Annotated in this window: 14 protein-coding genes and 1 pseudogene; 6 read left to right on the plus strand and 9 right to left on the minus strand. The window is 38.8% G+C overall.

Going from position 1 to position 15,168, the window contains the following annotated elements; genetic code table 11:
* The first annotated feature begins 79 nt into the window (after window positions 1–79).
* Window positions 80–1,807: a CapA family protein gene (locus G9371_RS17025; RefSeq protein WP_029423999.1), complete on the plus strand. Its 1,728-nt coding sequence runs from the start codon at window positions 80–82 to the stop codon at window positions 1,805–1,807.
* On the opposite strand, the gene G9371_RS17030 is transcribed toward G9371_RS17025, so the two are convergent.
* Window positions 1,804–2,520 (minus strand): hypothetical protein, encoded by a 717-nt coding sequence (locus tag G9371_RS17030; protein ID WP_002059686.1) that lies wholly within the window; start codon window positions 2,518–2,520, stop codon window positions 1,804–1,806. The two genes, G9371_RS17025 and G9371_RS17030, sit on opposite strands and share 4 nt — an antisense overlap.
* A gap of 81 nt (window positions 2,521–2,601) precedes the next feature.
* Here G9371_RS17030 and G9371_RS17035 point away from each other — a divergent pair, with 81 nt between their 5' ends.
* Window positions 2,602–2,931: an MGMT family protein gene (locus tag G9371_RS17035; RefSeq protein ID WP_005109526.1), complete on the plus strand. Its 330-nt coding sequence runs from the start codon at window positions 2,602–2,604 to the stop codon at window positions 2,929–2,931.
* Between the two features lie 55 nt (window positions 2,932–2,986).
* On the opposite strand, the gene G9371_RS17040 is transcribed toward G9371_RS17035, so the two are convergent.
* The 3 genes from G9371_RS17040 to G9371_RS17050 all read right to left on the minus strand — a co-directional run bounded on the left by G9371_RS17040 (window position 2,987) and on the right by G9371_RS17050 (window position 4,683).
* Complete coding sequence (locus tag G9371_RS17040; protein WP_029423998.1) at window positions 2,987–3,424, minus strand: universal stress protein; 438 nt, start codon at window positions 3,422–3,424, stop codon at window positions 2,987–2,989.
* A 121-nt stretch (window positions 3,425–3,545) separates the two neighbouring features.
* On the minus strand, window positions 3,546–4,178 hold the full coding sequence (locus tag G9371_RS17045; RefSeq protein ID WP_029423997.1) for a CatB-related O-acetyltransferase: 633 nt from the start codon (window positions 4,176–4,178) through the stop codon (window positions 3,546–3,548).
* A gap of 112 nt (window positions 4,179–4,290) precedes the next feature.
* On the minus strand, window positions 4,291–4,683 hold the full coding sequence (locus tag G9371_RS17050; RefSeq protein ID WP_029423996.1) for a RidA family protein: 393 nt from the start codon (window positions 4,681–4,683) through the stop codon (window positions 4,291–4,293).
* Between the two features lie 140 nt (window positions 4,684–4,823).
* Between G9371_RS17050 and G9371_RS17055 the strand changes: the two are divergent.
* Window positions 4,824–5,457: pseudogene (locus G9371_RS17055) on the plus strand (TetR/AcrR family transcriptional regulator).
* Window positions 5,458–5,491: 34 nt separating this feature from the next.
* Here G9371_RS17055 and greA read toward each other — a convergent pair.
* From greA to carA, 3 genes are all read right to left on the minus strand, one after another.
* Window positions 5,492–5,968: a transcription elongation factor GreA gene (gene greA, locus G9371_RS17060; protein ID WP_001190203.1), complete on the minus strand. Its 477-nt coding sequence runs from the start codon at window positions 5,966–5,968 to the stop codon at window positions 5,492–5,494.
* An 87-nt stretch (window positions 5,969–6,055) separates the two neighbouring features.
* A complete protein-coding gene (gene carB / locus G9371_RS17065) occupies window positions 6,056–9,286 on the minus strand; it encodes a carbamoyl-phosphate synthase large subunit (RefSeq protein WP_001126293.1) in 3,231 nt (1,076 codons plus the stop codon).
* A 14-nt stretch (window positions 9,287–9,300) separates the two neighbouring features.
* Window positions 9,301–10,440, minus strand: a complete 1,140-nt coding sequence (carA, locus tag G9371_RS17070) for a glutamine-hydrolyzing carbamoyl-phosphate synthase small subunit (protein ID WP_000106446.1) — start codon at window positions 10,438–10,440, stop codon at window positions 9,301–9,303.
* A gap of 313 nt (window positions 10,441–10,753) precedes the next feature.
* Here carA and G9371_RS17075 point away from each other — a divergent pair, with 313 nt between their 5' ends.
* Window positions 10,754–11,341, plus strand: coding sequence for a hypothetical protein (locus G9371_RS17075; protein ID WP_029423995.1), 588 nt, complete (start codon window positions 10,754–10,756; stop codon window positions 11,339–11,341).
* A 58-nt stretch (window positions 11,342–11,399) separates the two neighbouring features.
* Here the strand turns inward: G9371_RS17075 and G9371_RS17080 are convergent, their stop codons facing one another.
* Together G9371_RS17080 and yhbY are read right to left on the minus strand one after the other, a co-directional pair.
* Complete coding sequence (locus G9371_RS17080) at window positions 11,400–11,936, minus strand: DOMON-like domain-containing protein (RefSeq protein WP_000179364.1); 537 nt, start codon at window positions 11,934–11,936, stop codon at window positions 11,400–11,402.
* A gap of 14 nt (window positions 11,937–11,950) precedes the next feature.
* Window positions 11,951–12,274, minus strand: a complete 324-nt coding sequence (yhbY, locus tag G9371_RS17085) for a ribosome assembly RNA-binding protein YhbY (protein ID WP_000729551.1) — start codon at window positions 12,272–12,274, stop codon at window positions 11,951–11,953.
* 199 nt (window positions 12,275–12,473) lie between these two features.
* Between yhbY and rlmE the strand changes: the two genes are divergently transcribed.
* Both rlmE and ftsH read left to right on the plus strand, forming a co-directional pair.
* The gene (gene rlmE, locus G9371_RS17090) at window positions 12,474–13,124 is read left to right on the plus strand and encodes a 23S rRNA (uridine(2552)-2'-O)-methyltransferase RlmE (RefSeq protein WP_000235573.1); all 651 of its coding nucleotides are present in this window, start codon (window positions 12,474–12,476) and stop codon (window positions 13,122–13,124) included.
* A 134-nt stretch (window positions 13,125–13,258) separates the two neighbouring features.
* On the plus strand, window positions 13,259–15,154 hold the full coding sequence (ftsH, locus tag G9371_RS17095; RefSeq protein ID WP_001286662.1) for an ATP-dependent zinc metalloprotease FtsH: 1,896 nt from the start codon (window positions 13,259–13,261) through the stop codon (window positions 15,152–15,154).
* Window positions 15,155–15,168: the final 14 nt, after the last annotated feature.

The raw sequence follows: 15,168 nt of genomic DNA on the forward strand, positions 1-15,168 counted from the left end.
AAATAAGGTAGCTTAACTAGAGCAGAGTATCACTTATAAATAAGCTTTTAGTTGTTCAAACATGTGGGACCACCTCTATATGACTTACCCTCTATTTGAAATTAAGCTGCTAACCGCTCTTGATCATGCTCAATTTGAAGAGGCAATTTGGGCATTTGAAATTGATGGAGACATTTCTACATTATTACTGATTGATTATGCATTAGAACAATTCCATCAAAAAAAAGTTCAAGCTGATGAAATGTATCGGGTTCCTGAACAAAAAATTAAGAAAATTGGTGAACAAAATTTAGGTCTAGAAAAAAATGAATCATATACATTTACCGAGCTCTTACAATTCTTAATTTTTACTCAGGCAAATGATATTAAAGATGCCTTAAGCAATATGCTGTTTGGCTCTATTGAGCAAACACAATTAATCTTGTCTAAAAGAGCAGAAGATTACCAGTTAGCTTTAAGAGCACCTAATCAATTAAAAAATCTATTTTTGTTGGTAAAACACATTTATAGCTATCCAGCCGAGCTGAAAAAACTTTTCTTTATTAGAACACTTTCTTTTAAAAATAAAGTATATCAACCGATTACGCCTTTGCTTGCTCATCCGGTACTCACTTCGGTTTTATATATCTCACATACCTTTAGACAGATTTATATCACTTATTCCGAACATAACCGGAGCATTGGTTTTTTCTCTTTTCTGGATGATATTCACCGTCTGGAGCATATGGTTCCTTACTACCATTATTTTCAAGAAGGGCATGTCGAGGCCAAAAAATATTCTTCTCAAACAGGCATTATCAATATTCTTGGAGATACCTATTTTGGTGAAATGTATACCGAAAAGCGTAAGTCTAGAGGGCAAACAGATGCCTTACAGCAATATGGGTATCATTATTCATTTGAAAAAATACAGCCCTTTTTAGGTAAAAATGACATCAACATCGCTAACTTTGAAGCAGTATTTTCTTTAGAAAATCAATCGCCGTTAAAAGATAAAAAGCCATTTGTTCTAAAAGCAGATGCTAAAAAAACATTAGAAGAATTTAAGAGTATTCATCTAAATTATTTGGTTTTAGCAAATAACCATTTGAAAGATTACGGTGAGCAAGGATTAGCCTATACATTACATCAGTTGGATCAGGCGAGTATTTCTTATATTGGCGCTGGACTGAACCAAAAAGATGCTCACAATTACTTTGAAATCACTTTTGAGACTAAGCACTATGCGATTTTTAATGGTTATTGGCATAGAGACACGGCTTATCTGGATTATGACTTTTATGCGTTAGGATCAAGAAGTGGAGTAGCTTGCTTAAATGGCGTTTTACTTGAACAAATAATGCGTTATAAGCAGGCTCATCCAGAACGCAAAATTATTGTTATTTGTCATTGGGGTGTCGACTTTAAGCCTATTACAAAAGACCAAACTAAACTCGCGACTATTCTTACTCAAGCAGGAGCGGATCTGATCGTTGGTCATGGTGCTCATACTATTCAACCAATCCAGATCATCAATCAAAAGCCTGTTGTTTTTAATATAGGCAATGCAGTCTTTAATAGTGACGGTGAATATGAACAGCAAAATGCTTTGCCATTTGGCTGTATAGCTAGACTTGATTTGGCAAAAGATATCATTCGCCTTTACCCCATTTACACCAATAATTTACAAACATTTTGGCAGCCTTATCCTGTAGATGCTGAAGACTTCTCAAAGGCCAGTATTTATATGACATCTTTACTGACCCCTGAGAATTACATGGCATCCCAAGATAACTTAATAGGGAGATATCTTGAAGTTAAATTTTAAGGATATTGGTTGTAAGTCGATAAAATGGTTTGAAGTTGTGCTGGAGTAAACCCTAAATTTCTTAAGCCACCACTGCCTAATTTACATTCAGCACTTGTCATAATATTAGTTGGAGTACGTTTTGTAGCCTTCGGGGCACAAACATGTTTTAGACCAAATACATGCCCCATCTCATGCACACTACCAGCCTGAATATTATAATTTAGACGGTTCCAATCTAATAAAATAAAAGGTTTGCCATTATTACGAAATGCTCTGCTTGTTACATCTTCAAATTTCCATTTTGTTGAGTAGGCATCATAAATAAAGACAATGACTTCTTTACTTGCAGTGCGCTTAGGAAAACATGTATTTACACTGGCAGGAATAGTTTCAGTAGAAATGGGATAAGGCTGATTAATTTGCTGTTTCAAATCACAATGTAACTTTGAGAATTCTTCATAAGGGATATAACGGTGTAATTTAAATTTGAAAATCTTATTATTTTTATCATCTACATAATATTTATTTAAAATCTTAATTTCCTTACGCATTTGTTGATAATTATCAAATTTTGTAGCCTGAGGAGTATTGGTAGTAAAAACAAAAGTGACGGGAACAATAGGCCGACCATCTGCAGATATGCTTGGACCTCTTTCTGAAAGCAGAGGGGGACGAGTAGTACAAGAAACACACAGTAAAGTTCCACTGATCAACAGCAATATTTTTTTCATGCGATTTTCCCTTGAGCTCATCTTAGAGTAGGTTTAATTTTATTCAAAAATTTTTATATGATATGAATAATGTCAACGTTTATGGATTCCATTTTGACAACTCAGTATGAACTACATCGACAAATTTTAGAAGTCATCGCTTTGATTCCATATGGAAAAGTTGCAACTTATGGCCAAGTTGCTCGTATGGCAGGTTTACCTAAACATGCCAGATTAGTTGGGTATGTGCTTAAACATCTTGAGGCAGATCATCAGGTCCCTTGGCATCGTGTTATTAATTCGCAAGGTAAAATTAGCCTAAGTAAGTTTAATAAAAAAGGCGAAAATGTTCAGCAGTTAAAGCTTGAAGCAGAAGGAATCTATTTATTAAATGGCAAAGTAAACTTAAAGCAATTTGCTTGGCAGCCTTAAAAGTATTTTAAAAATTGCCTGCCTTGCTACATTAAGCTAGACAGGCTTTTTAGTTTTAACGAACTATTAAAACCGGGATATGACTTTCACCTAAAACCTTTTGCGCAACACTTCCTAATACAAGTTTTCGTACACCTGTGCGGCCATGAGAACCCATCACAATCAGATCAGCATTAAGCTCTTGTGCAGCTTGAATAATTTCTTCGTGAACAACAAAACCTTCAAGTAATTTGGTTTCTACACTAAGACCTTCTTGCAAAAATTGTTGCTTGGCTTGCTCTAAAATATCTAGCAAATATGTTCTAGTACGCTCAATCAATTCATTGGTTTGCCCCGTCTTAACGTAAAGGTCAGCAATAATCGGGTCAAGTGCCATAACTTGTACAACCGTAATTTTACTGTTTAATGCTTTCCCAATTTTGATTGCTTCTTTCATAACAACCATAGAAGTTTCAGAACCGTCAATTGGTACAAGAATATGTTGATATAACATGAGCTTATTCCTTATTGTAATGATGGTTATTTATTCAATACTTTATACTTCTTTTCTTACGATTGAAATTCGAGCACGTAATCATTTGTGTTTTTAAGCAAGAAATTCTTGCAAATATATTTTATTCGCTCTGTAATTTTTTAAGATATGCTGTTAATGCATCTATATCATCCGTCTGTAAATATTCCCGCATTTTTAAAACTTGTTTTTCATCTAAATCATAAATTTTTAAAGCAAGTATTTTTTCTATTTGCTCTTGAGGAAAACGGTATTTAATAATTTTTGCAGGTACGCCACCAACAATTGCATAGGGGGGGACATCTTTAGTGACCACAGCTCCAGTTGCAACAACAGCACCTTCACCGATTTTTACACCTTGCATAATCATTGCACGGCTTCCAATCCAGCAGCCATCTGCAATTATAGTGTCACCAGCGGCTAAAAAACTTCGGGTGTCAAAGGGGAATGTTGATATCCAGTCTGGCCGATGAAGTTGGTTGCCCCCCATCATAATCACGCATTCAGCGCCAAAACAAACAAAATTACCAATATAGAGCTGATCAATTGGCTTGTCTGGAGTAGAAGGCTTGTCATGTAGATACCTCACTACACAACGTTCAAAACCTTGATCCCAATATGCCGAGTAGTAAGAGTAATTCCCTTTAATATGGATATTTGGATTTTTCACAGTTTTGGAAATGAACTCAAATTCACACCAGTGACGAACAGGGGAGCCAATTAACTTTTCAGCCATAAGGGAAATATAAAAAAAGGGAATATGCCATTATACCGAATTGCGATTCAAGCTGAACCCATAATCTCAGCCCAGCCAGTGAATCAAATATTAAAGGGGATGCTAATTTGAACTAATTATTATGAGGAATACGTGCAATGACTTTAATCTCAAAATCAAAACCCGCTAGCCAAGTTACACCAACAGCGGTCCAGTTTGGATAAGGCTTTTGTGTAAAGATCTGATTTTTAACTTTCATAATACTTTCAAACTGCCGTTCAGGATCAGTATGAAAGGTGGTGACATCAATAATATCATCGAAAGTACAACCAGCTGCTTTCAGTGTCTCTGCTAAGTTCTTAAAAGCTTGGATTACCTGTTTTTCAAAATCAGGTACAGGCGAGCCATCTTTAAGGCTACCAACCTGCCCTGAAACAAAGAGTAAATCTTTCGATTGAATTGCGGCTGAATAACCATGCTGTTCATATAATGCATGACGGTCTTGAGGAAATATTGCAGTTCTCATCAGGTTTGTTCTCCTTCAGTATTTAAATATCAAATCAATAAATGTCGCTTAGGTTTCACATACGCCTCGTATGTAAACATAATTGACATACGAGGCGTATGTCAATTAAAATTTTTTGTGATGATTCCTTGGTGAAATACATGTCTGTTCGTGAACAAAAGATGGCGGAAACCCGCAAGAAACTGATTGAAGTAGCACGTCGTGCATTTGCTGAATATGGCTATGCAGATACTTCAATGGATAAGCTCACGGCAGAAGCAGGGTTGACCCGTGGGGCGCTGTACCATCATTTTGGCGATAAACGTGGTTTATTTGCTGCAGTGGTCGATCAAATTGATTCACAAATGGCAGAATATGCCCAGCAGCATCGAGAGCAGCCTGATGATCTTTGGGAAGGGTTACTACTTGAAGGGCAGACCTATATACAAAATGCTTTGAATCCTGAGTTTCAGCGTATTGTGTTACGTGATGGACCTGCAGTGCTGGGCGATCCAGCGCATTGGCCAAGTCAAAATAGATGTCTGCAGTCTACACGTGAGTGCGTTGAACAGCTATTGGCAGCAGAACGAATTAAAATTGTAGATCCTGAAGCGGCAGCAGTGCTTTTAAATGGCGCTGCCATGAACGCAGCATTATGGGTGGCCTCTAGTGAATATCCTGAACAAGTACTTCCTGAAGCATTAAATGCTTTTCAAATCTTTGCATCAGGTTTTTTAAAAGATGCATAGTGAATTTTTTAATATTAGTCTGAAATATAAAAAACCCCTCAATTGAGGGGTTTTATAACTTAAGTATATCTATATAAAAATTAAATATATTCTACACTTACAACTTCGTATTCCACTTCGCCTTGAGGAGTGGTAATTTTTACTTCATCACCTTCATTTTTACCCAAAAGGCCACGTGCAATTGGCGAATTTACTGAAATTTTATTGATTTTAAAATCAGCTTCATCATCACCAACAATCTTATAAGTCTTGCGTTCTTCAGTATCAAGGTTTTCAATCGTTACCGTAACACCGAATACAACACGACCGTTTTGTTCTAAGTCTTTAACATCGATGACTTGTGCAGCACCCAATTTTCCTTCGATATCTTGGATACGGCCTTCACAGAAACCTTGCTGTTCACGAGCAGCATGATATTCTGCATTTTCTTTTAAGTCCCCATGTTCACGTGCTTCAGCAATCGCTTGAGTAATACGTGGACGTTCAACAGTTTTCAGATGTTGTAATTCTTTCTCTAAGGCGATTTTACCTTCAGGGGTCATTGGATAACGTTGCATTTCGGTCCCTCTTAAGTTGAGAAAACACAGTTAAAAAAATGAAAAAATCCCGCCACCGATAAGGTGGCGGGACTTATCGGAAAAAAATTAACCTACAGTTAAATCTTGCAAGCGGTATACATCCATTGGCAATTTCACAGCAAAGGCTTGGCAAACCGCTTCTGCGCCATTGATAGTCGTTGTGTAATACACTTTGCCTTGTAGGGCAGCACGACGAATCATTGCAGAGTCATATTGAGCTTGTTTGCCTTCAGTGGTATTGACAATAAGGTGTATTTCACCATTTTTCAAGCGGTCAACAATATGTGGACGGCCTTCAGTTACTTTATTTACAGATTCACACTCTAAACCTGCTTCTTTAAGTACCTGATATGTTCCACCTGTTGCTACAAGTTTGAAGCCATATTCAACTAATTTCTTAGCAATATCAGCGATGTATTTCTTGTCTGATTCACGAACAGATAAGAACGCATGCTTTACTTCACCTTCAGTTGGTAAGCCTGGTAAGCGGTCATTTGAGCCTAAAACAGCCTTATAGAATGCTTCACCAAAGGTTTGACCAACACCCATTACTTCACCTGTAGATTTCATCTCAGGACCAAGCATTGGGTCTACGCCAGGGAATTTTGCAAATGGGAATACTGCTTCTTTTACTGCGAAACGATTTGGAATAATTTCTTTAGTAAAACCTTGAGACTCAAGTGATTGACCCGCCATACAACGAGCAGCTACTTTTGCTAAAGATTCACCAATACATTTCGATACGAATGGAACAGTACGTGATGCACGTGGGTTTACTTCAAGAACGTAAATATCGTTGCCTTTCACTGCGAACTGAACGTTCATTAAACCAACTACACCAAGTTCTTTTGCCATCGCAATTGTTTGACGACGCATCTCATCCTGAATCTCTTTAGAAAGAGAGTAAGGAGGAATAGAACATGCAGAGTCACCTGAGTGAATACCTGCTTGTTCGATGTGTTGCATAATACCGCCAATCACGACATCTTTACCGTCAGATACGCAGTCAACATCAACTTCAGTTGCATCATCAAGGAAGTGGTCAAGAAGAACAGGTGCTTCATTAGAAGCCTGTACTGCTTCACGAAGATAACGTTTAAGCTCATCTTCGTTATAGACGATTTCCATTGCACGGCCACCTAATACATAAGATGGGCGAACAACTAATGGATAGCCAACTTTCGCAGCTTCAGAGATACCTTCTTCAGCAGATTTTACAATGCTGTTGTTTGGTTGACGAAGCTGTAAACGTTGAATCATTTGTTGGAAACGTTCACGGTCTTCTGCACGGTCAATTGCATCTGGAGATGTACCGATAATTGGAGTACCAGCTTCTTCTAAAGCACGTGCCAATTTCAGTGGAGTCTGACCACCGTATTGTACGATTACGCCTTTAGGCTTCTCTGTACGTACGATTTCAAGAACGTCTTCAAGTGTTACAGGTTCGAAGTATAGACGATCAGATGTGTCATAGTCGGTAGAAACAGTTTCAGGATTACAGTTCACCATGATTGTTTCATAACCGTCTTCACGCATTGCTAAAGCAGCGTGTACACAGCAGTAGTCAAATTCGATACCTTGACCAATACGGTTTGGACCACCACCAATAACCATGATCTTGTCACGATTTGATGGGTTAGCTTCACACTCTTCATCGTAAGTCGAGTACATATATGCTGTACCAGATTCAAACTCGGCAGCACATGTATCAACACGTTTGTATACAGGGTAAACACCCAAGTTCCAACGTTGCTTACGGAATTGCTTTTGAGAAATACCCATGAGGTTCGCAATACGAAGGTCAGATAAACCTTTACGTTTGAACGAACGGATATTTTCAGCAGTGAGATCACCAAAACCTAAAGTTTTTACTTGAGCTTCTGTGTTGACAATATCTTGAATTTGGATCAAGAACCAACGGTCAATTTTAGTTGCTTCAAATACATCATCTAAAGAGAAGCCGTGACGGAATGCATCTGCTACGTACCAAATACGTTCAGGTCCCGGAACTTTAAGCTCTTTTAGAATAGTTTCTTTTACATTTGTTGCACCAGCTTCGATTTTCTCATCGAAACCGCTTACGCCAACTTCAAGACCACGTAATGCTTTTTGTACAGATTCCTGGAAGTTACGACCAATAGCCATGACTTCACCAACAGATTTCATCTGAGTGGTTAATACAGGTTCTGCTTGTGGGAATTTCTCGAAGTTAAAACGAGGAATCTTTGTTACAACGTAGTCAATTGATGGTTCAAAGCTTGCAGGAGTTACGCCACCAGTGATGTCATTTTTCAATTCATCAAGGGTGTAACCAACAGCAAGTTTGGCTGCGATTTTTGCAATTGGGAAACCAGTTGCTTTAGACGCAAGCGCAGAAGAACGAGATACACGTGGGTTCATCTCGATCACAACCATACGGCCGTCTTTCGGGTTAATACCGAACTGAACGTTAGAACCACCTGTCTCAACACCAATTTCACGAAGAACTGCAACTGAAGCATTACGCATCAATTGATATTCTTTGTCAGTTAAGGTTTGAGCCGGTGCTACAGTGATTGAGTCACCTGTATGAACGCCCATTGGGTCGAAGTTTTCGATCGCACATACGATAATACAGTTGTCGTTTTTGTCACGAACAACTTCCATTTCGTATTCTTTCCAGCCAATTAAAGATTCGTCGATCAATAATTGGTGAGTAGGAGAGAGGTCGAAACCACGTTCACAAATCTCAAGGAATTCTTCGCGGTTATATGCAATACCACCGCCTGAACCACCCATAGTGAATGACGGACGGATAATTACTGGGAAACCAAAGCGAGATTGAATTTCCAATGCTTCTTCCATTGTTTCAGCAATGGCAGCTTTTGGGCATTCCAAGCCGATTTTGCGCATTGCTTCATCAAACAATTTACGGTCTTCAGCTTTTTCAATTGCTTCTTTTGTTGCACCAATAAGTTCTACGCCGTATTTTTCTAATACGCCATTTTCATCAAGTGCAAGTGCGCAGTTCAATGCAGTTTGTCCACCCATAGTAGGGAGTACTGCATCTGGGCGCTCTTTTTCAATGATTTGAGCAACAGTTTGCCAAGTAATTGGCTCAATATAAGTTGCATCAGCCATTGAAGGGTCAGTCATAATGGTTGCTGGGTTAGAGTTAACCAAAATAACACGATAGCCTTCTTCACGAAGTGCTTTACATGCTTGAGCACCAGAATAGTCAAACTCACAAGCTTGACCAATGACAATTGGACCAGCACCAATAATTAAGATGCTTTTAATATCCGTACGTTTAGGCATTATTCGCTCCTTAATTACTGTTTAGATGCTTCAATAAGTTCGATGAAATGATCGAACAAAGGTGCACAATCATGTGGACCTGGGCTTGCTTCAGGGTGACCTTGGAAGCTGAAAGCTGGTTTGTCTGTACGATGAATCCCTTGTAGAGTGCCATCGAACAATGATTTATGCGTTGCTTTTAAGTTAGCCGGTAATGTTTCTGCATCTACAGCAAAACCATGGTTTTGAGATGTAATCATCACTGTACCATCTTCAAGATTTTGTACAGGGTGGTTCGCACCGTGGTGACCATGATTCATTTTTACAGTTTTTGCACCAGAAGCGAGTGCCAAGATTTGGTGTCCTAAACAGATACCAAATACAGGTAATGTTGTGGTTTCAACAATAGTTTTTACAGCTTCGATAGCGTAATCACAAGCAGCTGGGTCGCCAGGGCCGTTTGAAAGGAATACGCCATCCGGATTAAGTGCTAATACTTTTTCAGCCGGAGTTTCAGCAGGGACAACAGTAAGTTTACAACCGCGGTCTGCAAGCATACGCAAGATGTTGGTTTTGACACCATAATCGTATGCAACCACATGGTATTTTAACTCAGGTTGAGTAAAGCCTTTACCTAATACCCACGAACCTTCAGACCATTCAAAGCCTGTCGGGTCACAGCACTCTTTTGCAAGGTCTAAACCATTTAAACCACCAAAAGCGCGAGCTTTAGCAATTGCTTCTTCTTCAGTAATATTTTCGCCGGCAAGGATGCAACCATTTTGTGCACCTTTATCACGTAAAATACGAGTAAGTTTACGTGTGTCAATATCAGCAATTGCGACAACATTGTGTGCTTGCAAATATTCACTTAATGATTGCTCAGAACGGAAGTTGCTGTGTAATAGTGGAAGGTCACGAATAATTAAACCATTCGCCCATACTTTATGGATACGACCAGATTCAACGTCTTCTTCGTTGCAACCAGTGTTACCAATATGAGGGTAAGTTAATGTCACAATTTGTTGTGCATAACTTGGGTCAGTCAAAATTTCTTGATAGCCTGTCATGGCTGTGTTAAAAACGACTTCTCCAGTCGTACTTCCCGTTGCGCCGATTGACGTTCCTTTAAAGATCGTTCCATCTGCGAGGGCTAAAATGGCGGGGGTGCTCAAACCAAAGCTCCTGAATTTCGGCTGTAAAAAAGCGAGTAGACCTAAAAAAGATAGGCGATGTTCTAAAAAAACATGCCCCTCCTCACTGGTCTGCTCGCTTGTAACTTAACAGCGCATTATACGCATGGAACCTTAAAAAGTCTATTTATTTTCTATTAAAAAATTTAATTCATTGCTTGCTTTTAGCAAAAAAATTCATCCACTTGTCTGAAATTGATACTTTTAGCAAATTGTCTGACAATCTGGCTGCTGAAATTGTCTAATTCCTCTTATTGTAATGTTAGCTAAAAAATAAACAATACGAGGAAATAGCATGAGCGATAACCAAGTTTCAAAAGACATAGCTGAGAATACTTCATCAGTAGCAGAGACTGTAAAAACAGAAGTAGCTGAAGCTAAAGAGGCCGTAGCCAAAACGACGACTCGGGCTAAAAAAGCGGTTAGCACTAAAGCTACACAGGTAAAAGAAGTTGTAGCTGAAAAAAGAGAACAGGTCAAAGAAGTGGCTCACGAAGCGACTTCGCAAGTTAAAGAAGCTATTGCAGAAACACAAGAGCAAGTAAAAGCTGTAATTAATGAGACTGAAGAAAAGATTGAAGCTGAAACTCAAGAATTGAATCAGAACATTCACAATCAATTTGCTCAGATTAAACAAGATATTTTACAGCGTCTTGATGTGATTAAAGCTCAGTTCAATACTTCACAAGAAGGATTGAATGAATTAAAAAATACTTTAAAAGCTGAAATCAATGCATTAATTGAAGATCTAACCAAAGTGACTAAAGAACTTAAAGGTGACATTAGCCAAATTTCTTTAAAACATAAAGACTCTTTAACTGAAAGCTTAAAACGTACTAAAAATAATGCGGTTGAAGCTTGGAACAAAGCAAGAGATCACTAAAGAATTAGCATTAAAAGTTAATAAAAAAGCGAGAATTAATTTCTCGCTTTTTTGTTTTTTAAAACTCATGCAGCCAATCACGTTTATTGTGAAAATCCGCATGTTTTCCACTATGCTGCATTGCATAGTACTGCATACCATCTTTTGTATTTAAAACAGCAGTCAAACCTAGATAAAGGTTTGCCCATTTTAAGCGGTGTTGTTGCATAAACTGGCTTAAGTCAAGACTTACATTTAACCCATAGTGGGTACGTTTGAGATGATTCAATTCGATATCGTAAGCAACGAGGGGAGGCATGCTTTCCGGATAGCGATATTCTTCAAACTGGTAAGTCTGCCATGCTTGAGAAGGGGAAAGATTAATTTCCCGGTAGAAATCTTCATCATGCACGCCTATGAAAATTTCAAAACAAGTCTCTTCCCACAAAAAGTCCTGGCGAGGATGAGCGGCGACTTCTTGGGGCCAGATAATCAGTTGGTTTGGATCACGAATCCAAAAACCCACATTTAATGTATATGGGGCTTGCTGTTCAATTGCGCCAACAACAGAAACAGCATGAAAACGATCAAAAGCTGAAAGTTCGTAACTTGCCATAAGTAGTCAATAAGTTAGTTTGCTAAGTGTGCGTGACGAACAAGGTTAGATAAATGTTGATTTTGCTTAGCTGCTTTTTTATAGAGTAAAACAATTTTACCAATTTTCTGGACAGCTTCAGCACCAGTTGCTTCTACAATCGCATCAATTACTGCGGCACGAGCTTCACGGTCTTCACCAGCAATTTTTACCTTGATGAGTTCATGATCGTTTAAAGCACGGAGCGTTTCTTCAATAACAGCGTCTGTTAAGCCTTGTCCACCAATCATGACAACCGGATTAAGCACATGACCAATTTGACGTAAACGTTTACGTTCATGAATAGATAAAGCGGCCATTAAAAATACCTGATTTTAAAAACGACTTAGTATAGCAAAAAACTTAAAATCAAATGTACGAAAAACTGTATAAATAATCGATCAACATTATTGGAAAAAAACTGTAAAAGTTATTGAGATTACGTTACATCCGTACTGTAATGAGAGTAATTTTCACGTACAATGAGCAATCAGAAGTTTTTTTGATATTTAGTGAGTTATGGCAACACGCATCACCAACCAAAAATTGTCTAAAAGTAGTCGTGCGTGGATGAGGGAACATCTAGACGATCCTTTTGTAAAAAAAGCACAAAAGGAAGGATATCGTGCACGAGCAGCGTATAAACTTCTTGAAATTCAAGAAAAATATAAGTTGATCAAGCCAGGCATGACAGTGGTGGACTTGGGAGCAGCTCCTGGGAGTTGGTCACAAATCGCTGGGAAACTCGTTGGTAGTAAAGGATTGGTTATTGCTTCCGATATTTTACCTATGGATGCTTTGCCAGATGTCACTTTCTTACAAGGCGACTTCAGAGAAGAAGCTGTATTTGAAAAATTGTTAAATATTTTAAACGGAAGACAAGTAGACATTGTAATTTCTGATATGGCCCCCAATACATCAGGTAATAGGGCTGTTGATCAACCTCGACAGATTTATTTGTGTGAACTTGCTTTAGACTTTGCTCAGAAAGTCTTGGGTCCAAATGGACAGTTTGTTGTTAAAGTGTTCCAAGGCGCAGGATTTGATGAGTTTCGTAAACAAGTCGTTGATAGTTTTGATGTGTTAAAAACAGCAAAACCAGCAGCTTCTCGGGCACGATCTAAAGAAGTTTTTTTGGTTGGACAAGGGCGTAAGAAAGCATTGCAATAAAGTTTACTTGCCAAGCTCCTAAAAATTGTGCATTTTGTATCTTTTAGGTTATCCGCAAGCAAGACAATTGCTGTTTTTAAGACGATCGGCCAAGTTTGGGCATGATCAAATTAGATTGATATGGGAATAAAGCTTTGAGCGATTACTTCAAGAATGCCGTATTGTGGCTAATAATACTTGGTGTTCTGATTTTAATTTTCAGTAATATCAGTGACCGCAATAAGCCAACTGCAATGAAATATTCAGATTTTGTTGCAGCGGTGAATGCTGGCCAAATTAAGCAAGTCACGATTGACGGTTTAAATATTAGTGGTGAAAAAACTAACGGATCTCAGTTTGAAACTGTTCGTCCGCAAGTTGAAGACACTGAACTTATGCCAAGCTTAAACAAGCAAAATGTTGTTGTAGAGGGCACAGCACCACAACGTCAAGGCATTTTGATGCAACTTCTCATTGCTAGTTTCCCTGTACTGTTAATCATTTTGTTATTCATGTTCTTTATGCGTAACATGGGTGGTGGTGCAGGCGGCAAAAATGGTCCGATGAGTTTTGGTAAGTCGAAGGCAAAAATGCTTTCTGAAGACCAAATCAAAGTGACTTTTGCTGACGTTGCCGGTTGTGATGAAGCGAAACAAGAAGTTGTGGAAATTGTAGATTTCTTAAAAGATCCTGCAAAATTCAAACGCTTGGGCGCTACTATTCCACGTGGCGTGCTTATGGTTGGTCCTCCAGGTACTGGTAAAACGTTATTAGCCAAAGCAATTGCTGGTGAAGCAAAAGTTCCATTCTTTAGCATTTCTGGTTCTGACTTTGTTGAGATGTTTGTGGGTGTGGGTGCGTCCCGTGTCCGTGATATGTTTGAACAAGCAAAACGTCATGCGCCATGTATCATCTTTATTGATGAGATTGACGCAGTAGGTCGTCATCGTGGTTCAGGTACAGGTGGTGGTCATGATGAACGTGAGCAAACCTTAAACCAAATGCTCGTAGAGATGGACGGTTTTGAAGGTAATGAAGGCGTAATCGTTATTGCTGCGACTAACCGTGTTGACGTATTGGATAAAGCATTATTACGTCCAGGCCGTTTTGACCGTCAAGTTATGGTTGGTTTACCTGACATCCGTGGTCGTGAACAAATTCTGAATGTACATTTGAAAAAATTGCCTTCAGTTACTGGTGTAGATGTTAAAGTTTTATCTCGTGGTACCCCTGGTTTCTCTGGTGCTCAGTTGGCAAACCTTGTAAATGAAGCTGCTTTGTTTGCTGCTCGCCGTAATAAGAACACTGTCGATATGCATGACTTTGAAGATGCAAAAGACAAGATCTATATGGGTCCTGAACGTAAATCAATGGTTCTACGTGAAGAAGAGCGTCGTGCAACTGCTTACCATGAAGCTGGACATGCAATTGTTGCTGAGATTTTACCGGGTACTGACCCTGTGCATAAGGTAACAATTATGCCGCGTGGTTGGGCTTTAGGTGTAACTTGGCAGTTACCTGAACAAGATCAGATTAGCCACTATAAAGACAAAATGCTAAATGAAATTGCAATTTTGTTTGGTGGACGTATTGCTGAAGAAGTCTTCATTCAGCAACAATCGACTGGTGCTTCAAATGACTTCGAACGTGCTACAAAAATGGCTCGTGCGATGGTAACGAAGTACGGTATGTCTGACAAAATGGGTGTGATGGTTTACGAAGATGAAAACCAAAATGGATTCTTCGGTAACGTAGGTAGCCGTACAATTTCTGAAGCGACTCAACAACAAGTTGATCAGGAAGTACGCCGTATTTTAGATGAACAATATAAAGTTGCTCGTGATATCTTGGAAAATAATAAAGATATCGCCCATGCAATGGTTAAAGCGTTGATGGAATGGGAAACTATTGATCGTGACCAAATCCGTGACATCATGGAAGGCCGCGAACCTCAACCACCGAAAGTTTATATTGCTGAAAATCCGGTATCTGCGTTTGAGCCACCAAAAGATGGTCCATCTACTCCGCCGCCATTACCAGCGATGAATTAAGTTAATTAATAAAA

Origin of the sequence: Acinetobacter sp. EKM10A, from assembly GCF_011075215.1 — a bacterium.
GTDB lineage: Bacteria > Pseudomonadota > Gammaproteobacteria > Pseudomonadales > Moraxellaceae > Acinetobacter > Acinetobacter baumannii.